The organism is Cobetia sp. UIB-001, assembly GCF_044789135.1.
GTDB lineage: Bacteria > Pseudomonadota > Gammaproteobacteria > Pseudomonadales > Halomonadaceae > Cobetia > Cobetia amphilecti.
Genome location: NZ_CP058244.1, coordinates 641,644 through 662,493, shown reverse-complemented (window position 1 = coordinate 662,493; position 20,850 = coordinate 641,644). Strand labels below are relative to the sequence as shown.

Sequence of the window (20,850 nt, the reverse complement as noted above, 5' to 3'; positions counted from 1 at the left end):
GCCGATCCAGAGAGCCCGATCCAGACGATAAAGGCCTTGCCCGCCAGCCTCAGGCCATGCGAATGCTGCCATCGAGGCGGATCACTTCCCCGTTGAGCATGCTGTTGGTGATGATGTGCTCGGCCAGACGCGCGAACTCATCGGGCTTGCCCAGACGCTTGGGAAACGGCACCGCCTCGCACAGCGCTTCGCGGGCCGGCTCCGGAATGCCGGCCATCATCGGTGTCTCGAACACGCCGGGCGCAATCGCCATCACGCGAATGCCATGGCGTGCCAGCTCACGCGCCATCGGCAGCGTCATGCCGGCGACCCCGGCCTTGGAGGCGCTATAGGCACACTGTCCCACCTGGCCATCGAAGGCCGCGACCGAGGCGGTATTGAGAATGATGCCCCGCTCACCGTCCTCGCCCTCGGCGGCATTGCGCGCCATGCGTGCCGCCGTCAGGCGCGCCACGTTGAAGGTGCCGCTCAGATTGATCGCCAGCGTCTTCTCGAAGCCCTCGAGCGGAGCAGGCTCGCCGTCACGGTCCACCAGCTTGGCGACGCTCACCACACCGGCACAGTGGATCACCCCATGAATGGCACCGAAGGTCTGCTCCGCGACATCCAGCGCGGCCTCGACACTGGCGCTGTCGGTGATGTCGCAATGACAGAAGCGTGCCGCCTCCCCCAGCGCATCGGCCTGTTCACATGCGGCCTCGGCAAGATCCGCCAGCACCACCTGGCCGCCGGCCGCGACGATACGTGACGCCGTGGCGGCCCCGAGGCCGGATGCTGCGCCGGTGATCAGAAAGCAGTGGTCGGCGATCTTCATGAAACGAGTCTCCCGAAAGGTGATGGCAGGAAAGGTGATGAGAGCCAGGTGATGACAGACAAGCGCCGTCGGATAGTCGGCCGTGCCTGAAAGCCGCGTACATGGCTCGGTGTTCAGCTCGCGCGCGCCTGTGCTCGCAGCAGGAAACGCTGGATCTTGCCCGACGGCGTCTTGGGCAGGCTGTCGACGAAGTCGATCTCGCGCGGATAGCTGTGCGCCGAGAGTCGCTGACGCACGCTGGCGCGAATTTCCTCCGCCAGCTCGTCACTGCCGACATGGCCATCGCGCAGCACCACATAGGCCTTGATGATCTCGCCACGCAGCGCATCCGGCTTGCCGACCGCCGCCGATTCCGCCACCGCCGGATGCACCAGCACAGCGTTCTCGACATCCGCCGGGCCGACGCGATAGCCCGCGGTGGTGATGATGTCGTCGTCACGCCCGGCGAAGGTGAAGCGGCCATCGGGCTCTGCCACCACCACGTCTCCAGTCAGGTAATAGCCCTCGACGCAGGGCTGTTTCTCCTGCCAGGTGTAACCGGCGAAGAAGTGCGCGGGAGAGCGGGCGATATCCACCGCCAGCACACCCGGCTCGCCCGGCGGCAGCTCGCGATACTCGGCGTCGAGCACGGCCAGTCGATAGCCGGGCAGCGGGAAGCCGACACTGCCAACCACGACCTCATGGGCCAGCGCGTGATGATTGCAGCAGGTCATGCCGGTCTCGGTCTGACCGTAATGGTCCATCACCGCACAGCCCAGCTCCCGCGCGACCCAGCCCACCACCTCGGTGTTGAGAGGCTCGCCGGCGGAGCTTGCGACCCGCAGGTTCAGGCGCTCGAAGGCCCCTTCACCGAGCCCGGAGGCCTTGAGCATGCGATAGGCCGTGGGCGCGGCCGCGAAATTGTCGATGCGGTGACGCTCCATGAAGGCCAGCCCGCCTTCTGCACTGAACGGCGCCTGCATGAAGTAGGTGGTGGCACCCAGCAACAGCGGGCCGGTGATGGCGTAATAGAGCCCGTAGGCCCAGCCGGGGTCGGCCATGTTCCAGAAGCGCTCGCCGGGGCGCAGGTCCACCGCCAGGCGTTGATAGAGCCAGAAGGCGGGCAGCGCATTCAGCGCCACCGCCACGCCCTTGGGCTTGCCGACCGTGCCGGAGGTGAACATCTGCAGGAAGGGCGCCTCCGCCGGAAGCCACACCGGCGGCTCGGTCAGTGGTTCGCTCTGCATCAATGTCTGCCAGTCGAGATCGCCCGCCTCCAGCGCATCTCCCTCACCGCGCACGCAGATGATCACGGGATGGCGGGCAAGCTCAGTGAACTTGCTGCGCTGGCTCGTCTCGGTGATCACGATCTGCGTCTCGGCGCGCGACAGGCGATAGTCGAGCGCATCGGTGCCGAAGGCGGTGAACAGCGGCTGATAGACGGCGCCCAGCCGCCAGGTCGCGGCCAGCGCGATCATCAGCTCCGGCGTGCGCGACAGCATGCAGGCGACCCGCTGCCCCGCCACCACGCCCTGTGCCTTCAAGGCAGCCGCCATCCGCGCGCTCTGCTCATCGAGCTGTGCGTAACTCAGCTCACGCACCCGGCCCTGTTCGTCTTCGTGGACCAACGCGATGCGTTCGCCCTGCCCGGCGCGCAGATGACGCCCGACACATGCCTCATAGGCATTGCCGAGCTCGCCTGCGCCGTCGGTGTCGAGCGGCGTGGTGAACAATTCATCGCGCAGTGCCTGGATATCGAAGGCGGCCAGATAATCGCTCAGCGTCTGGCTGGCAGCGGGTTGCATGGCGTGTGAATTCGCAGATGCAGCAGAGGCGGCGCGTGACGTGCGGTTTGTTGTTGTATCGCTTGGCGTCATGGCGTGACTGGCTCCTGAGTGGTGCTCCGGGGCGGAGTGAGATGACTGGACGCCAGCCATCTACAGTTAACGTAAACGTCAAGTTAGCGACAAGCCTGTCGGGCGGCAAGCATTGTGACGCTCGACTGGCCAAAAGTTGCAGACGCTGCGTAGCAGAGGCCGTGTAACGGACGGCGTGTAACGCACGCTGTGTAGCAGACGCTGGCTCAGGGCAGGCGACACAGGCTGTCGACCAGCGCCTCGGCCAGCTCATCGGGGGAGCGCTCTCCATCGGGGCGATACCAGCGTACCGTCCAGTTGAGCGCGCCGAGCATGAACTGGCGCAGCAGTGCGGCGTCGCCCTTGAGCAGCCCTGCGGCCACGGCGGAGGCGATGGCGTCACGCCACAGGTCTTCGTAGTCATCGCGCAGCTGGACGAGATGCTCGCGCGCCGGGCCCTCCAGCCGCCGCCACTCATAGAGCGCGACCACATGGGCATTGCGATCAGTGAGCAGCGTGTCCAGATGTGCACGCGCCAGGGCCAGCAGTCGCTCACGCGCCTGCTGCTGCGACGCCGCCGAGGCGGTCACTTCGCTTGCCTGGCACGGCTCGCAGCGCGCTAGATGCTCACGGGCGATGGCCAGCGCACTGAACATGCCCTCCTCGATCACGGCGCACAGAATTTCCTGCTTGTCGGCAAAGTGATGGAAGAGACTGCCGGACTTGATGCCCATTTCCTGGGCCAGCATGCGGACGGTGGTGCGATCGAAACCCTCCTCGACGAACAGGCGGGCAGCGATACGGACCAACTCCTTGCGACGGGGTGAGGCGGTGGCTACATTCATCGTATAACTAGCGCTTGCTTGGTTTATGGGATTGAATGGATCAAAGCATAGCCACGCAGTGATCACAACGCCGACTGCACGACTCGATCTTCCAATAACAAGACACAGGAGACCGTCATGACGACCGCTTCCCGCACTACGCCAAGCCCCGCCGCCAGCGCCGATGACATCGTGATTCTCGCCGGTGCCCGCACGCCGATGGGTGGCCTCAAGGGCTCACTCTCGACGCTGAGCGCGCCACAGCTCGCCGCCGTGGCCATCAAGGCGGCCATCGAACGCGCAGGCCTCACGCCTGCCGATGTCGACGAGGGCATCTTCGGCTGCGTGCTGCCCGCCGGCGTCAAGCAGGGCCCGGCGCGGCAGGCCATGCGCCAGGCCGGCGTGCCGGACAGCATCGGCGCCACCACCATCAACAAGCTGTGCGGTTCCGGCATGAAGGCCACCATGCTGGCGCATGATCTGATTCGCGCGGGCACCAACCGCATCATGCTGGCCGGCGGGATGGAATCGATGTCCAACGCCCCGCATCTGCTCACCCAGGCGCGTGGCGGCTATCGCCTCGGTCATGGCGAGCTGAAGGACCACATGTTCTTCGATGGGCTGGAAGACGCCGAGACCGGCAAACTGATGGGCGTGTTCGCCCAGGAAGTGGCCGATGCCCGCGGCTATGACCGCCAGCGCATGGACGACTTCGCCATTGAATCGCTCAGGCGCGCCATGACGGCGACCGAGTCGGGTGATATCGCGCCGGAAATCGCTGCCGTCACGGTCAAGAGCCGCAGGGGCGAGAGCGTGGTCGAGCAGGATGAGCAGCCCTTCCAGGCCAATCTCGACAAGATTCCCACCCTGCGCCCGGCCTTCGCCAAGGACGGCACCATCACCGCCGCCAATGCCAGCTCCATCTCCGACGGCGCCTCGGCGCTGGTGCTGACGCGCCGTGATGAAGCCGAACGACGCGGGCTGGCCGTCAAGGCGCGTATCCTCGGTCACAACACCCACTCCCAGCACCCCAGCGAATTCACGCTGGCGCCCATCGGCGCCATCGACACGCTGATGAAGCGCCTGGAGTGGACCACAGAAGACGTCGACCTGTTCGAGATCAACGAGGCCTTCGCGGTGGTCACCCTGCTGGCGATGGACGCCCATGACATCCCGCATGACAAGGTCAATGTCTTCGGTGGCGCCTGCGCCCAGGGGCATCCGGTGGGCTCCACCGGCTCGCGCATCATCGTCACCCTGATCAACGCGCTGGAACGCCGCGGCAAGAAGCGCGGCATCGCGGCGCTGTGCATCGGCGGCGGTGAGGCCACCGCGATCGCCGTCGAACTGGAAGGCTGATCCACCAGCAGACACTGAGCCAACCTGATGCTTGAAACGACACGAGGCCCGGATCATTGATCCGGGCCTCGTGTCGTCGTGCGGCCTGCGATGCTCTCAGAAAGTGATCAGGGGCTCAGCCTTCCGAGCCCTGACACTGGCGCCGCTTAGCCATAGCGACCGGTGATGTAGTCCTCGGCCTTCTTGGTATTCGGGTTGGAGAACATGGTCTTGGTGTCGTTGTACTCCACCAGCTCACCCATGTGGAAGAAGGCGGTGTAATCGGCGACACGTGCCGCCTGCTGCATGTTGTGCGTCACGGTGACGATGGAGAACTGGGTCTTCAGCTTGTCCATCAGGTCTTCGATGGTCGCGGTGGAGATCGGGTCGAGTGCCGAGGTCGGCTCATCCATCAGGATGACGTCCGGCTTGACCGCGATGGCACGCGCGATGCACAGACGCTGCTGCTGACCACCGGACAGCGAGGTGCCCGGCTGGTCGAGAATGTCCTTCACTTCTTCCCACAGACCCGCATCACGCAGCGCGCTCTCGACCAGATCATCCTTGTCGGCGCGACGGCTGACCAGGTCGTGCATGGTCGGCGCGTAGGCGATGTTGTCGTAGATGGACTTGGGGAACGGGTTCGGCTTCTGGAACACCATGCCGACGCGACGACGCAATGCCACTTCATCCATGTTGCGCGCGTTGACATCACGGCCATCCATCTCGACCAGACCTTCGATGCGCACGCTGCGGATCAGGTCATTCATGCGGTTCAGGCAGCGCAGGAAGGTCGACTTGCCACAACCGGACGGGCCGATCAGGGCGGTGACGTTCTTCTGGAAGACATCGATGTTGATGTTCTTCAACGCCTTCTTCTCGCCGTACCACAGGTTGAGGTCTTCCACGCGAATGGCCAGCTCGTGGTTGGCATCTTCGTTGATGACGACCGGGCTACCGGGACGAGTGGCGGCGGCAGGCTTGGCGGGAGTGGCGACGGTGCTGTTCATGTCTCGTATTCCTTGATGAGTCGTGGGCCAGGGCTAAGGGTGGAAGGCGACCGGCCAATCGGCGGGCCGCCTCGCAGCTGCCTACCAGCGACGCTCGAATTTCTTGCGCAGCATCACGGCTGCGGCATTGAGTAGGATCAGCACTGACAGCAGCACCAGGATGCCCGCCGCAGTACGTTCAACATAGGCCTGCTCCGGCTCGCCCGCCCAGGTGAATATCTGGGCCGGCAGCACGGTGGCAGCCTGGGTGATGGCAGTCGGCGCATCCGGAATGAAGGCCACCATGCCGACGATGATCAACGGCGCGGTCTCGCCCATCGCCTGTGCCAGGCCGATGATGGAACCGGTCAGGATCCCCGGCAGTGACAGCGGCAGCACGTGGTCACGCACCACCTGCCAGCGGGAGCAGCCGACGCCGAAGGCGGCCTGACGAATGGTGTCCGGTACGCTGCGCAGCGCCGAGCGCGTGGTGATGATGATCACCGGCAAGGTCATCAGACCCAGCGTCAGACCACCGACCAGCGGGGAGGAACGCGGCATGCCGAAGAAGTTGATGAAGATCGCCAGACCCAGCAGACCGAACAGGATCGACGGCACCGCGGCCAGGTTGTTGATGTTGATCTCGATGGCCTGGGTGAAGCGGTTGTCCGGAGCGAACTCCTCCAGATAGACCGCCGTCAGCACGCCGACCGGGAAGGCGAAGGCCAGCGTGACCAGCAGCGTCAGGATCGTGCCCATCGCGGCCGACCAGATACCGGCGTATTCCGGCAACTTCGAATCACCGGTGGTGAAGAAGTTGATGTTGAACTTGAGCTCGGCCGTGCCGTTCTCGATCATGCGGTCCAGCACGGCGGTCTGCTTGGGCTTCAGGTGTGACTTGTGGCCCTTGAGGTACTGATCGACCTGGTCATCGGCGATCACCCAACGGTCGATCGTCTGACCCATCAGGCTGGCGTCAGCGGCCATGTCGCGCGGCAGCTGGCGCAGCCAGCCGCGGCTGACCAGATCACGCACGTCTTCTTCCACCGCTGCCAGCGGGATTTCCTGCGACTGCTCGCTGTAGGTGACCGGCACGTGCAGTTCTGCCTGCTGGAAGGCCGGATAGCCGCGCATGACCATGTCGCCGATGAAGACCACCAGGAAGGTGGCGGCCAGGGCGAGTGCGCCCATGGACATGAATTTCAGGCGCTTGGTGCGGCGATGACGGCCCTTCAGCTGGGCCGAGATATCGTCGAATGAATGGCTCATGTCTAGTCTCGGCCTCAGAGGTTGTTGGCGCTGTACTTCTCACGGAAGCGGCGGATCAGGACCACCGAGACCATGTTCAGCAGCAGAGTGACAACGAACAGCACCAGACCCAGCGCGAAGGCCGACAGAGTCTCGGCACTCGCGAATTCCTGGTCGCCGGTCAACGCGGCAACGATGCGCACCGTGACGGTGGTCATGTCTTCCAGCGGGTTGGCGGTCAGGTTCGGACGCATGCCCGCCGCCATCACCACGATCATCGTCTCGCCGAGGGCGCGTGACATGGCCAGCAGAGACGCGGAGATGATGCCCGGCAGCGCGGCCGGCAGGATGACGTTGCGGATGGTCTCGCCGTGGGTCATGCCCAGCGCCAGAGAGCCCTGACGCATGGTGTCCGGCACGGAGGTGATGACGTCATCGGACAGTGAGGAGATGAACGGAATGATCATGATGCCCATGACCAGACCCGGCGCCAGCGCGTTGTTGTAGGACGCCTCGATGCCCAGCGGCGAGAAGATGTCGACGATCAGCGGCGCGACGGTGATGGCGGCGAAGAAGCCGTAGACCACGGTCGGGATACCGGCGAGCACTTCCAGCACCGGCTTGGCTACGGTACGCACGCTCTCGGGGGCGAACTCCGCCATGTAGACCGCGGCGAGCAGACCGATGGGAATGGCCACCAGCATCGCGATCAGGGTGATCATGAAGGTACCGGCGAACAGCGGTACGGCACCGAAGTTGGCGGTGCTCTCGACGCCTTCACCACGGCCGGCGGCCATCTGGAAGCTGTTGCCCGGATCCCAGGTGGTGCCGGTGATGAAGGTCCAGAAGCTTTCCATCTGGAAGAAGCGGATGGCCTCGAAGATGATCGAGACCAGAATGCCGAACGTCGTGACGATGGAGATCATCGCCGCGCCGATCAACACATAACGAATGAGGGTCTCGATGGCATTGCGCGCATGGAAATCAGGCTTCACCAGGGCGAGGCCGATGACCAGGCCGACGGCTGCGACGACCAGACTGGCGATCAGCAGCTGCATGCCTTCGATATCGATATCTGCGGTGGCAATCGCAACGACGGCTGCCAGACCGACCAGCAGAGCAGGCCCTGCGCTGGAGATTGCCGTGAACCAGCCGTACTGATCCGGCTGGGCATACATTTCAGCACCGCTGGCACGCACACGCTGTGCCTTGCTGCGGCCGCTGAAGAAGGCCACCAGGCCAGCCAGCGCCACGATGCCTATGAAGAAGAGAAAGATCTGCTGAGTCTGCATCTTTCGGGTCCCGGAGTCGCGTTGTTCACAGGGGGAAGGCTTCATGCCTTGCGAAACCCTGCGACCAGTCAAGCAAACGGGCCGGCTGCCAAGGGCAACCGGCCGCGTCAGAGGGTCAGCTGCGTTGCTTACTTCTGGAGATCGGCCAGAGTCAGCTTGGTGCGCTCAGCGACCTGCTCGCGAAGCGTGGCGCGCTCTTCCTTCGGCAGCGGGATCAGACCGATGCCCTTCAGGTAGCCCAGCTCACCGATCATCTTCTCGCTCATGAACAGGTCGTTGTAGGCCTGCTGAGCCGGCACGTCATCCTTGTGCTGGTTCTTCACGTAGTAGAACAGGGAGCGGGAGACCGGGTACTCGCCAGAGGAGATGGCATCGGCTTCCGGCTGCACGCCATCGATGGAAGCACCGACGACCTTGTCAGCATTCTCTTCGAGGAAGGAGTAGCCGAAGATACCGAAGGCTTCGGTGTTCTCGACCAGCTTCTGGATGATCAGGTTGTCATTCTCGCCGGCAGCGATGTAGTGACCGTCCTGACGGATGTTGGTGTAACCCTCACCGCCGTAGCCTTCCATCTCTTCGGTGGAGACTTCCATCACCAGCTCTTCGAAGGCGTCACGGGTACCGGAAGTGGAAGGCGGCCCGTAGACGGTGATCTTGCGGTCCGGCAGGGAGGAGTCGATCTCGGACCACTTGGTGTAGGGGTTGTCGACGAGCTTGCCGTCGACCGGCACCTGAGCGGCGACCGCCAGGGTGATCTGCTCACGGGTCAGGTCGATGCTGCCATCGCGGACAGACTGGGCAAAGGCGATACCGTCGAAGCCGATCATGGCTTCAGTGATATCGGTCACGCCGTTCTCTTCACAGCGCTCGAATTCAGACGTCTTCATGCGACGAGAGGCGTTGGTGATGTCCGGAGTGCTGTCACCGACACCTTCACAGAACAGCTTCATGCCGCCGCCGGAACCGGTGGATTCGATGACCGGAGTCGGGAAATCGCTGGTGGCACCCAGCTCTTCAGCGACGTAGCTGGAGAACGGATAGACCGTGGAAGAACCCACGATGCGCAGCTGTTCACGGGCTTCTGCAGCACCAACTGATGCAGCGATGACAGCCACTGCGAGACCGGACTTGAGGAACGCCTTCATGCCTGAAACTCCTTGCGATAGGAATGAGCCAGTGAGGTGGCTTCTTGTCTACAGGGAGTACCTTGCCAAGCATTCATGACAACTGTGTGACAGTCGCCGGCTCAAGCCTTTCTCATTCGGGCGGCGTCTCATGGCGCGCCAGGGCGCGGCGCCCTGCCAGCACCCGCAGCAGAATATTGCTGACCAGCGCCGTGCCCAGCATGCCGAGAATCATTGGCCACAGGCTGTCCATCGCCAGACCTGCGATCAGCATGCCGATCACGGCGCCACTGGCAAACTGCATGCTGCCGATCAGCGCATTGGCCGTGGCGCTGATGCGCGGGAAATACTCCAGCGCCGAGGAGATCGCGTTGGGCGCCACCATGCCGTTAGCCCCGACGAACACCATCAGCAGCGGCGCGATGACGTAGAGCAGGTCCAGCCCCAGTGCCAGCGCCGATACCAGCAGGATGGCGGCAGACAGCTGGATACCGATGCCGATGCGCAGCAGGCGCGGCGGCGACAGGCGTGACAGCAGGCGCACGTTGAGACGGTTGGCGGTGAACATGAACAGGATGTTGGCGCCGAACAGCACCGGGTACCAGGCCGCCGTCACTCCGAAATGCTGCATATAAACGTAGGGCGACGCGGTGATGAAGGCGAACATGCCACCGAAGCCCATCGCCTGCGTCAGCGCATAGCCCATCGCCGGCCCGTGGCGCAGTACGCTGGCATAGTCACGCGCGACCTGCAGGAGACTGGCCGGCGGCTCGTCCGCCTCGCGCTTGCGTCGGGTCTCGGGCAAGCGCAGCGGCAGCACTATCAACAGGAAGGCGGCATAGGCGGCCAGGAAGGCGAAGATCAGCCACCAGCCCGCCATGCCCAGCAGCAGACTGCCGATGGCAGGCGCGATCAAGGGCGCCAGCATCATGATCACCGCGACGGTGGACAGCACCTTGGCCGCCTCGCGGCCACTGAAGCAGTCGCGCACGATCGCCGAGGAATTGACCACCGAGGCGCCGCCGCCCAGCGCCTGCAGGAAGCGCAGCGCATAGAGCCCCTCGAGGCTCTCGACCTGGGTGATGGCCAGACTCGCCAGCAGGAAGACGAAGATGCCTGACAGCAGGACCGGCTTGCGCCCGATACGGTCTGACAGCGGGCCGAAGATCAACTGCCCCAGCGAGAAGCCGAGCAGGAAGACCGACAGCGACAGCTCCGTATGGTGCACCGTGGTCGCCAGGTCTTCCGCCATGGCCGGCAATGCCGGCAGATAGGCATCGATGGCCAATGGAGCCAGGGCCGTATTGGCCGCGACCAGCAAGGCCAGCTGACGGGTTTGACGCTTGTCCACATCCCCTCCTGCAATCGTTTGTCGATGGTATGTCCACGTGCCGAAAACGCCACGCCCTTGCCGTCAGATGACGACAGTGGGCGCGCCGCCGCACAATTGATACAGTTGACCTACACAGGTGACGAATGTCACATCACGCTGATGAAATCCCCGCGGATCATCCACTTGGGGCGATCGGCCCGAGATGCCTTCACAGCCGGCAGGCGTGGGTGCACACTCGGTGGCAGCGCTCGCTCCGGCGGCCCCTGCCCTTCACCTCTTGCCTTATTCATGAGGGCCACTCCCCCCTTCGGGTGGCTCACGCTCAGTACAGGAAACTCTTGCATGGCACAGGACAAGCTCTCCCAACTCAAGGAAATGACCACCGTCGTCGCCGACACCGGTGACCTCGAGGCCATTCGTCGCTTCGCGCCCACTGATGCTACCACCAACCCGTCACTGATCCTGCAGGCCGCTCAGGACCCGTCACGTCGCGAGCGCCTGACCGAAGTCGCGCGCAAGGCCACCGACATCGATGATGCCGTCGATGCCGTGGCCGTGGATATCGGTACCGAGATCGCCGGCCTGGTGCCGGGTTATGTCTCCACCGAGGTCAGCGCCCGTCTGTCCTTCGATGCCGACGAGACCATCCGTCGCGCGCATCGCATCATCGAGCGCTACGCCGCCAATGGCGTCGGTCAGGAACGCATCCTGATCAAGACCGCCTCCACCTGGGAAGGCATTCGCGCCGCCGAGAAGCTCGAGCGCGAAGGCATCCGCACCAATCTGACGCTGCTGTTCAGCTTCGCCCAGGCCCAGGCCTGTGCCGATGCCGGCGTGACGCTGATCTCGCCCTTCGTCGGTCGTATCCTCGACTGGCACAAGGCCAATCAGCCGGACGCCGACTTCAGCGGCGACAACGACCCGGGCGTGAAGTCGGTCAAGGCCATCTACGAGCACTACAAGGGTCACGGCTACAAGACCATCGTGATGGGCGCCAGCTTCCGCAACACCGGCGAGATCGAAGCGCTGGCCGGCTGTGACCGCCTGACCATCTCGCCGGCACTGCTGGGTGAGCTGGCCGAGAGCACCGGCCCGCTGGAACGTCGCCTGCTGGCCGCCGATGCCGAGCAGAACGTGCCGGAAGTGCTGACCGAGTCCAACTTCCGCTGGGACATGAACGAAGACGCCATGGCCACCGAGAAGATGGGCGAAGGTATCCGCAAGTTCATGGCCGATCAGCGCAAGCTCGAGACTCTGCTGGCCGAACTGCGCAGCCACTGAGCCTGAGGAGCATAGCGCCGATGATGAGCTCTTGTTAAGCAAGAGCTCATTGAATGGCCAAGGCAACAAAAAGCGCCTGCCGTATATAACGGCAGGCGCTTTTTTGTGCTTTCAGCGGCGTGCTATCTGAATCGCGCTGTCAAGTTCGTGCTGTCAGGAAAAGCCCCAGCGCGCCTTCAGTGCGGCTGGCGATGCTCCTCGCTTTCCAGCAGCTCGATCAGCGGCTGGAACTCCAGGCGGTTGTGGCCATTCAGGCACATCAACAGCCGGTGAGCCTCGAGGATGCGCCCGCGCAGCTCCTGTTCCTGCTGGGGCGAGGCATCGGCGTCATCCTGAGACTCGTTCAGCGCTGGCGCGTTGCAGCAGGAAGCCCCGTCCAGATCGGCCTGGTCCGCCTCCGGCAGGCTGCCGGCGTCCACGACACTGGCCACCTCGTCGAACCCCATCACCTTGAGCATGGTCAGCACGTCGGGATGGGCAGCCACCACCTGCGCCGGCATCACCAGCCGGTCGCGGACCGCCAGCGCCAGCTTGGCCAGAAAGCCCAGTGCGGTGGAATCGACATTGGTCGCTTCGCGCAGATCGATGATCACGCTTTCCAGTCCCTCAACCGCAGCCACCCGCTGTACCTGCTGATCCAGCGTGGCACACAGCGTCAGGCGTACATCACCGGATAGCTTGAGCACGAACAGGCCGTCTTCGAACACGGCCTGGATACGTCCTTCATCCATCATGGAATCCTGTCAGCGTCATCAAGGTAAGGTCATCCGGCAGCTCGCCATCCAGCGCCAGTCCACGACGCAATCCTTGCACATCCTCACTGCTCAGAATCCGTTGATGCAGTGCTCGAGTCCTGTCCTCCAGCGCCTCGCCCGGCAGGCATTCCAGTACACCATCACTGGCCAGCCACAGACGGAAGCGCTCAGGAAGCGCCACACGATACGCTGGATAGCGGGTGTCTGGGAAGAGCCCCACCGGCCGACCGCTGCCTTCCAGCTCACGCAGTTCGCCATCGGGCGTGACCAGTACCGGCATCGGCAGCTGGGCGCCCAGGGTGTAATGCAGCGTGCGCGTGTCACGGTCCATCACACCACACATCACCGTGGCATGCTTGCCGATACCACTGTCGATCAGTTCACGGTTGAGCAGTGCCAGCCACTCGGGGCCGAAGGTTTCCGGCGTATGTTCCTCCCAGTGGCGGATCGCGCGTGCGAACAACAGCTTGAGCAACACGGTCACGAAGGCCGACGATGCGCCATGCCCGGAGACATCCGCAAAGTAGAACAGGCTGAAGCGTTCGTCGATCGCCTGATACTCGAGGAAGTCACCCGACAGATACAGCGACGGCGACAGGCAGTACTCATAACTGACGCCATTGATGTGCTGCCCGCTCTGGGGCAGCAGACGCTGCTGGATCTGGCCACCGGCCTGCTGGTCCTGACGCAGCAGCGCCAGATGCGTCTCCAGGTGCTCGTTGAGCTCCTCGAGGCGCGCGCGTGCCTTGGCGTGCTCATGGGCCAGCTGGTGATGCTCCGCCGCCCGCTTGAGCAGACTGCGCAATACCGAGCCATGCTCGCGCGGCGAGATGAGGTAATCGACCAACCCGGCCTCCACCGCCGGCAGCAGGCACTCATCGCCACGGCTCTCGGCCACCACCACCGTCGGCAGGCGCTCGGCCAGACGCGCCCACTCATGACTGGAAACGGCCTCGACATGCGCTACCACCACCGCCACTCCGCTGGGCAGTGTCGCGATGCCATCACAGGCCGCCACCGCACAGCGTTCATCCGTCAACAGGTTCGCCAGCGCATCACGCCGCGAGCCGGGAAGATCAATCAGACCGATCAACAGACGCTTGCCTTGCTCATCCGCCATGCCAACCCCTCATTCCCGTCCTTACTGCCATCCACTCGCAGTCTTGATGCTGCTTGCCCTCGCGACCGGCACCACTGACCATTCACGGTACCGGTCGCCTGCTGCGGGTGACGCGTTACTGGCTGTCGTCTTCCGGTGCGAAGGCACCGTCGAGATCGGCATCATCGAAGCTGTCGCTGGCGAAGGGATCATCGCCCAGCTTGCCATCGTTGATCTCGAAGTTGCGGCGCTGCAGGTAGGCATCACGAATGAAGCTGTAGCGATCGCCCTGGATCAGCTTCTCCTGCTCGAGCAGCCCAGCACGGGTATCGACCAGATCCAGCGCCTTCAGGCCGTAACGCACCTTGTCGTCTTCGACGTAGTTGACGGGATCAGCGAAGTAATCCACCGGCATGCCCGCGGTATCACGCACGGTACTCGGACCGAACAGCGGCAGCACGAGATACGGCCCCTGCCCTGCGCCCCAGACGGCGAGGGTCTGACCGAAGTCTTCCTCGTCCACTGTCCAGCCAAGCTCGCTGGCCGGATCGAACAGGCCGCCGATGCCGACGGTGGAGTTGAGCAGCAGACGGCCGGTGGAGACACCGGCATTGGCCCACTTCCACTGCAGCACCGAGTTGAACATGGTGCTGACCTCTCCCAGATTGGAGAAGAAGTTGCCCACGCCATCCTGTACCAGCTCCGGCGTCACATAGTCATAGCCCTGCGCGACCGGCTTGAGGGCATAGCGATCCAGGGTGTCATTGAAGGTATAGACGTTACGGTTGAAGCCCTCCCAGGGGTCCTGAGGGTTCGGCTCGCTGTCTCCGGTGCTGGCGCAACCCGCCAGCAGGGACATGGCCAGCAGTGCCGGCAGGGAAGTCTTGATCGTGTGCATCTCGTCACCTGTAAGTCTATTGGATTCCTGCAGCGGTCCTTGCCACATCCCTGGCTGTCAGGTCCGGTCTTCTTTATACGTTCCGCGCCCGCCAAGAGCCAGCACAGGCCACGTGGATTCGCGCAATGTCCTGCTTCAACCGCAGCGTTTCAGCAGCACGCTGCCGGCACTGTAGCCTGCCCCGAAAGAACACAATACCCCGAGGCTCCCCGGCGCCAGATCAGCGTGATGGAGGTGGAAGGCGATCACCGAGCCCGCGGAGCTGGTATTGGCGTAGCGATCGAGAATGATCGGCGCTTCCTCGCTCGACGGATCACGCCCGAGCACGCGACGCGCGATCATGTCGTTCATGTGGCGGTTGGCCTGGTGCAGCCACATGCGATCAAGATCACCGCCGTCTGCCTCGATCTCGCCCAGATGGGTGGTGATCAGCTCGGCCACCATCGGGCAGACCTCGCGGAAGACGCGCCGCCCTTCCTGTATGAACAGCTTGTCATCGGCCTGTTCACGATGGCTTGCGCTGTCGAGTGTCATCGCGGATGCCACGTCGTCCTCAAGCACCGCCGTGCGATTGAGGAAGCCGAAATTGTTGCGTATCGCATTGGAGAAGCGCGTCACCAGGCGCGTGCCGAGCACCTCGAAGCCATCGGTGCGCGTGGCGACATCCGCCGCCTCCAGCACCACGGCCGTGCAAGCATCCCCGAAGATGAAGTGGCTGTCACGGTCGCGGAAGTTGAGATGCGCACTGCAGATCTCCGGATTGACCATCAGCACACGTTTGGCACTGCCGCTGCGAATCGCGTTGGCGGCGGTCTCGATGCCGAAGGTGGCGGAGCTGCACGCCACGTTCATGTCGAAGGCATAGCCACCGGCCTCGAGCGCGGCCTGCAGTTCCACCGCCACCGCCGGATAGGGGCGCTCGAGGTTGGAACAGGCCACGATGACCAGATCCAGGTCCGCGGCGTTGACGCCCGCCGCCGCCAGCGCTTCACGCGCGGCCGCCACACCCATCTCGCACTGCACCGAGGGCTGGTCATTGGCGCGCGCCGGCAGGCGTGGGCGCATGCGCTCCGGGTCGAGAATGCCCTCGGCATCCAGCACGTAGCGGCTGTGGATACCCGAGGCCTTGACGATGAATTCGGCGCTGGACTCGGTGCGCGCCTCTCGCTCACCACGCGCGATGGCGTCGGTATTGGCGGCATTGTCTTCCGCCACCCAGGCATTGAAGGACGCCACCAAAGCCTCGTTGCTGATGGCATTGGGCGGCGTATAGAGCCCACTGCCGGTGATCAGTACGCGATGATTGCCGCTGGCGCTCATGGACTGACCGGCGTTGGCGTGTTGCGTATCGGCAGCGTGATCATTGTCATTGTTTGGCATGCATCCACTCCTGACAGTGCTATCCCGCGGGATATCACCAGAATTGAGCGGGGCACGACCCGGCGCCGCGTCGTCATGCCCCATGTTCAGTGTACGCTGTCTCGGCGATTCCAGACGCCCGAGACAGCATTTGTCGGGCGATCACAGTGAATGCTTAAACAGCAATTCCTGTCTGCAGCTTGGGCCATCCCGCCGCGGCACGCCTCCACGTACCGGTCACGCAAGCCCCTGATGCCACGCACAGCGCCCTGGAATGGCCCCAGACAAGGCAGAGCTTCAGCCAGGACAGAGCTTCACAAGGCAGAGCTTCAGCCAGGACAGAGCCCAGCCTCAAGACATCAGCGGCGCGCCATCAGCTCCTGCCAGCGCTTCTCGAGGCGCTTGGCGGAGACGGTCTCCAGGGTGCCGAGCTGCTGGGCAAACAGCGAGACGCGCAGTTCCTGCAGCCACCAGCCGAACTCTTCCAGCTCCGCATCCGGCAGCCCCTGCTCGCGCGCCTTGCTCAGGCGGGCATCAAGGCGTGATTCGAAGCCCTTGACCTCTTCCATGTCACGCTGGTCGCGCATGCGCTCCCGCGGCGCCTTGTCGAGACGGATCAGCATCGCCTCCACATAGCGCGGCAGCTGATGCAGCCATTCACCGGAGGCCTGGATGAAGCCCGGCGTGATCAGGCGCGCCTGCTGGGCCTTGAGATCAGCCACCACCAGCGCCATCGAGAAGTCGATCTTGCCCTTGAGGCGCTTGGAAAGCTCCAGATGCTGCTTGAGTGCGGCTTCCAGCGGCTTGAGCAGCGCCTCGGCGTGCGGCACCAGCTCGGCCCGCCTGTCATCGAGACGCGCCTGCAACTCGCTGCGCGAACGCGGCAGCGGCTCGACGGCCATCACCTGCTCGAAGACGCTGTAGATGAAGTCATCCGCCAGCTGGCGACGCGTGCCGACCTTGGCGAACAGCAGCGCACAGCGCTCCAGCGCCTTGAGGTCACGGTCCAGATAGCGCACCTGGTCCGGCAGGCGTGCCATCGCCAGGCGCGTGATGCCATCACGGTGCGCGGCGGCGGCCTTGGCCGGATGATCGAACAGCTCCACGCTCAGATTCTGCTCGACCTGAGCCGTCGCGCTGGCAGGTGCATGACTGGACGGCGCGCTGTTCTTGCCGGTCTTGCGCGCCAGCTTGCGCTGCTTGGCGCTCATGCCGCTGTCGGCGGGGGCCGCCGCCTTCACCACCAGCGCCGGATAGGCCTCGACGCGGATGCCCGCCTGGGTGGTGCTGTGCGAGGTGGCGATCGGCGCCTCCGGCAGATCCTCCAGCACTTCGCTGTCGGCTTCACGGCTGCGACTGGCCATCGCCCGCGCGGCGGCCGCGGCCGAGTCCTTGAAGCGTGCTTCCAGCGCCTCGAGATCACGCCCTTCGCCCAGCACCTTGCCGTCCTGATCGACGATACGCAGGTTCATCTTCAGGTGCGGTTCCAGCGTTTCGGGCGCCCAGGCATCCTGCGGCAGGCGCAGGCCGGTCTTGACGCGCATGAACTCGGCCAGCGCATCGGTCAGCGGCACGTCGTCCGGGGTCAGCGCCTCAAGTGCGGCATCGACCCAGTTGGGAATCGGCACCACCTGCTTGCGGTACTGCTTGGGCAGCGACTTCATCAGCGCGATGGCCTTGTCGCGCAACAGCCCCGGCACCAGCCATTCGATGCGATAGCGCGGCAGCTGCGAGAGCATCGCCGCCGGCACGATCATCGTCACGCCGTCATCCACCGCACCGGGCGCGAAGTGATAGCTCAGCGGGTAGGCGACGCTGTTGTGATGCAGCTGTTCGGGGTAGCGCGCGACGGTGACTTCCTCGGCGTCGCGCGCCATCAGGTCGTCGAGATTCAGGTGCAGGACATCGGGGTTGTCGCGCTCGGCCTCCTTGCGCCACTTGTCGAAGCTGCGCCCGTTGTAGATGCCTTCCGGAATGCGCTCGGCATAGAAGGCGAACAGCGTCTCTTCGTCGACGAGGATGTCCCGCTTGCGCGCACGGTCCTCAAGCTCACCGACCTCATCCATCAGGCCGCGATTGTGGGCGAAGAACGGCGCACGGGTCTGGAATTCGCCCTCGACCAGCGCACGGCGGATGAACAGCTCGCGAGACTCTTCCGGCGCCAGCGGGCCATAATGCACCTTGCGCGCGGTGACGATGGGCAGCCCGAACAGGGTCACCTGCTCACTGGCGACCACCTGGGCACGCTTCATCTCCCAGTGCGGCTCGCTGTAGCTGCGCTTGACCAGATGCTCGGCCAGCGGCTCGACCCACTCGGGCTTGATCGCCGCGACCTGGCGCGCGTAGAGCTTGGTGGTCTCGACCATCTCGGCCGCCATCACCCACTTGGGCGACTTCTTGGCCACACCGGAGCCCGGGTGGACGAAGAAGCGTCGGTTACGCGCGCCGAGATACTCGCGATTTTCCTGCTTGAGGCCGAGATTGGAGAGCAGCCCGGTCAACAGCGCGCGATGCAGTGATTCGTGATCGATGGCCACCGACGGGCGGCGGCCCTGTCCCGGTGAGGCCAGTACCCGCGCGGTGACCTCGGCCTGCGCCTCGGCGTCGCGCTCGTGCTGGGCGCTGGTCATCTCCAGCCCCAGGTCGCGCGTCAGCTGCTTGAGCTGACGGAAGGTGTCATGCCACTCGCGCAGGCGCAGATAGTTGAGGAAGCGCGCCTTGCACCAGCGGCGCAGCGGGTTGGCACCCAAGGCGTCACGCGCCAGTTCGAAGCCTTCCCACAGATTCAGCCAGCTGACGAAGTCGGAGTTGTCGTCATCCCACTCATGGTGGATCTGATCGGCCTGCTGGCGCTTGTCGGCAGGGCGCTCGCGCGGGTCCTGGATCGACAGCGCGCTGACGATGATCAGCACTTCACGCAGGCAGCCGCGCGAGGCGCCCTCAAGCACCATGCGCGCCAGACGCGGGTCGATGGGCAGACGCGCCAGGGTGCGGCCATCACGGCTCAGACGGTTGTGTTCATCCACCGCGCCCAGTTCGCGCAGCAGGCGGAAGCCATCGGTGACGAAGCGCGAGTCCGGCGCATCGACGAAGGGAAACTTCTCGATATCGCCCAGCTTGAGCGACAGCATCGACAGGATCACCGAGGCCAGGTTGGTGCGCTGGATTTCCGGCTCGGTATATTCCGGGCGCGCGAGGAAGTCCTCCTCGCTGTAGAGGCGGATGCACAGGCCTTCGGCGATACGCCCGCAGCGGCCCTTGCGCTGGTTGGCGCTGGCCTGGCTGATCGGCTCCACCGGCAGACGCTGGATCTTGGAGCGATAGCTGTAGCGGCTGATGCGCACCAGGCCCGGGTCGATCACGTAGCGGATGCCCGGCACGGTCAGCGAGGTCTCGGCGACATTGGTGGCCAGCACGATGCGGCGACCACGATGCGGCTGGAAGACGCGGTTCTGCTCTTCGTTCGAGAGTCGTGCGTACAGCGGCAGCACCTCGGTATCACGCAGCTGGGCGCGACGCAGGGTGTCCGCGGTGGCACGGATCTCGCGCTCGCCGGGCAGGAAGATCAGCACGTCACGCGGGCCCTGCATCCAGCCCTTCTCGCGCTCGATCACCGACAGCTCTTCCACCGCGCGCAGGATACCCTCCTGCAGGCTGAGGTCTTCCTCATCCTCGGCATCGCGCACCAGCGGCAGGTACTGGGTCTCGACCGGGAAGTTGCGCCCGCTGACCGAGACGATGGGCGCCGGCGTGCCATCCTGGGCCGCGAAGTGCTGACTGAAGCGCTCCACGTCGATGGTCGCCGAGGTGATGATGATCTTGAGGTCCGGGCGGCGCGCGGTGAGACGCTTGAGGTAACCGAGCAGGAAGTCGATGTTCAGACTGCGCTCGTGGGCCTCATCGATGATGATCGCCTCGTAGCGGCTCAGGTCCGGGTCATGCTGGGTTTCCGCCAGGAGGATACCGTCGGTCATCAGCTTGATCAGCGTCGACGGGCCGGTGGTGTCGTTGAAGCGCACCTGATACCCGACCGTCTCGCCGAGCGTCGTCTCGAGCTCCTCGGCCAGACGCGCCGCCACCGAGCGCGCCGCCAGACGACGTGGCTGGGTGTGACCGATCAGGCCATTGCGCCCCAGCCCCATCTCCAGACACAGCTTGGGCAGCTGGGTGGTCTTGCCCGAGCCGGTCTCACCGGCGACCACCACGATCTGATGCTCGGCAAGCGCGGCGAGGATGTCTTCGCGACGCTCCACCACCGGCAGTTCCGGCGGATAGTTGAGCGCGGCGGGGGTCTGCCAGCGTGCCAGTGCCGTCTCGCGGGCGGCGCGCTGGGCGATGCTCGCCTCCAGGCGGCTCTCGATGTCGTTGATGGCACGATCGACCGGCTTGCCTTCCTTGAGACGCCGCCGCAGGCCAGCCAGGCGCTTGCCCAGCTCGCGCTGATCACGGCTCAGGGCGCGTTCAAGGCGAGCCGCGAGGGCTTCAAGACGCGCATGTTCGGACGGTGCGGTAGCGGTGTCGCTCAAGGACTGCCTCTTCTCAACCAGCGACCACACGCCACGCGCGCAGCCGGAAACTCTCGGGAATTCAGCTTCACGCTCGCCTGCACGAGGCAGCAAGCCATGACATCTGAATGACAAAACGGCCCGTCAACAAGTGAC

The 20,850-nt window shown here is 64.4% G+C and carries 15 protein-coding genes; 2 read left to right on the top strand and 13 right to left on the bottom strand.

The features are described 5' to 3' along the window. Positions 1-49 precede the first annotated feature (49 nt). The 3 genes from HA399_RS02785 to HA399_RS02775 form a co-directional block, all read right to left on the bottom strand. A complete protein-coding gene (locus HA399_RS02785; protein ID WP_404325983.1) occupies positions 50-814 on the bottom strand; it encodes an SDR family NAD(P)-dependent oxidoreductase in 765 nt (254 codons plus the stop codon). Positions 815-927: 113 nt separating this feature from the next. Then, on the bottom strand, positions 928-2,598 hold the full coding sequence (locus HA399_RS02780; protein WP_404325982.1) for an AMP-binding protein: 1,671 nt from the start codon (positions 2,596-2,598) through the stop codon (positions 928-930). Positions 2,599-2,876: 278 nt separating this feature from the next. After that, the gene (locus HA399_RS02775; RefSeq protein WP_248380128.1) at positions 2,877-3,494 is read right to left on the bottom strand and encodes a TetR/AcrR family transcriptional regulator; all 618 of its coding nucleotides are present in this window, start codon (positions 3,492-3,494) and stop codon (positions 2,877-2,879) included. Positions 3,495-3,611: 117 nt separating this feature from the next. On the opposite strand from HA399_RS02775, the gene HA399_RS02770 reads away from it, so the two are divergent. Continuing rightward, positions 3,612-4,832 (top strand): acetyl-CoA C-acyltransferase, encoded by a 1,221-nt coding sequence (locus HA399_RS02770; RefSeq protein ID WP_404325981.1) that lies wholly within the window; start codon positions 3,612-3,614, stop codon positions 4,830-4,832. 146 nt (positions 4,833-4,978) lie between these two features. On the opposite strand, the gene pstB is transcribed toward HA399_RS02770, so the two are convergent. The 5 genes from pstB to HA399_RS02745 form a co-directional block, all read right to left on the bottom strand. Continuing rightward, complete coding sequence (pstB, locus tag HA399_RS02765) at positions 4,979-5,821, bottom strand: phosphate ABC transporter ATP-binding protein PstB (RefSeq protein ID WP_084589459.1); 843 nt, start codon at positions 5,819-5,821, stop codon at positions 4,979-4,981. A gap of 81 nt (positions 5,822-5,902) precedes the next feature. Then, positions 5,903-7,069, bottom strand: coding sequence for a phosphate ABC transporter permease PstA (gene pstA, locus HA399_RS02760; RefSeq protein ID WP_043333976.1), 1,167 nt, complete (start codon positions 7,067-7,069; stop codon positions 5,903-5,905). A 14-nt stretch (positions 7,070-7,083) separates the two neighbouring features. Then, the gene (gene pstC / locus HA399_RS02755; protein WP_043333977.1) at positions 7,084-8,340 is read right to left on the bottom strand and encodes a phosphate ABC transporter permease subunit PstC; all 1,257 of its coding nucleotides are present in this window, start codon (positions 8,338-8,340) and stop codon (positions 7,084-7,086) included. Positions 8,341-8,468: 128 nt separating this feature from the next. Beyond that, positions 8,469-9,485: a substrate-binding domain-containing protein gene (locus tag HA399_RS02750; RefSeq protein ID WP_043333978.1), complete on the bottom strand. Its 1,017-nt coding sequence runs from the start codon at positions 9,483-9,485 to the stop codon at positions 8,469-8,471. A 112-nt stretch (positions 9,486-9,597) separates the two neighbouring features. After that, entirely contained in the window at positions 9,598-10,815 is a 1,218-nt protein-coding gene (locus HA399_RS02745; RefSeq protein ID WP_404325978.1) for a Bcr/CflA family multidrug efflux MFS transporter, read from the bottom strand. A gap of 324 nt (positions 10,816-11,139) precedes the next feature. On the opposite strand from HA399_RS02745, the gene tal reads away from it, so the two are divergent. Next, positions 11,140-12,078 carry a transaldolase gene (gene tal, locus HA399_RS02740; RefSeq protein ID WP_043333980.1) on the top strand — a complete coding sequence of 313 codons (939 nt, stop codon included), beginning with the start codon at positions 11,140-11,142 and terminating at the stop codon, positions 12,076-12,078. 176 nt (positions 12,079-12,254) lie between these two features. On the opposite strand, the gene HA399_RS02735 is transcribed toward tal, so the two are convergent. The 5 genes from HA399_RS02735 to hrpA all read right to left on the bottom strand — a co-directional run bounded on the left by HA399_RS02735 (position 12,255) and on the right by hrpA (position 20,715). Continuing rightward, positions 12,255-12,809: an STAS domain-containing protein gene (locus HA399_RS02735; RefSeq protein ID WP_043333981.1), complete on the bottom strand. Its 555-nt coding sequence runs from the start codon at positions 12,807-12,809 to the stop codon at positions 12,255-12,257. Further along, positions 12,802-13,953 carry a PP2C family protein-serine/threonine phosphatase gene (locus tag HA399_RS02730; RefSeq protein WP_043333982.1) on the bottom strand — a complete coding sequence of 384 codons (1,152 nt, stop codon included), beginning with the start codon at positions 13,951-13,953 and terminating at the stop codon, positions 12,802-12,804. Before HA399_RS02730 ends, HA399_RS02735 begins: the two co-directional genes overlap by 8 nt. Positions 13,954-14,068: 115 nt before the next feature. Beyond that, positions 14,069-14,830 (bottom strand): VacJ family lipoprotein, encoded by a 762-nt coding sequence (locus tag HA399_RS02725; protein ID WP_043333983.1) that lies wholly within the window; start codon positions 14,828-14,830, stop codon positions 14,069-14,071. Positions 14,831-14,965: 135 nt separating this feature from the next. Continuing rightward, complete coding sequence (locus tag HA399_RS02720) at positions 14,966-16,150, bottom strand: beta-ketoacyl-ACP synthase III (protein WP_404326891.1); 1,185 nt, start codon at positions 16,148-16,150, stop codon at positions 14,966-14,968. A gap of 398 nt (positions 16,151-16,548) precedes the next feature. Next, entirely contained in the window at positions 16,549-20,715 is a 4,167-nt protein-coding gene (gene hrpA / locus HA399_RS02715; RefSeq protein ID WP_404325976.1) for an ATP-dependent RNA helicase HrpA, read from the bottom strand. Positions 20,716-20,850 lie beyond the last annotated feature (135 nt).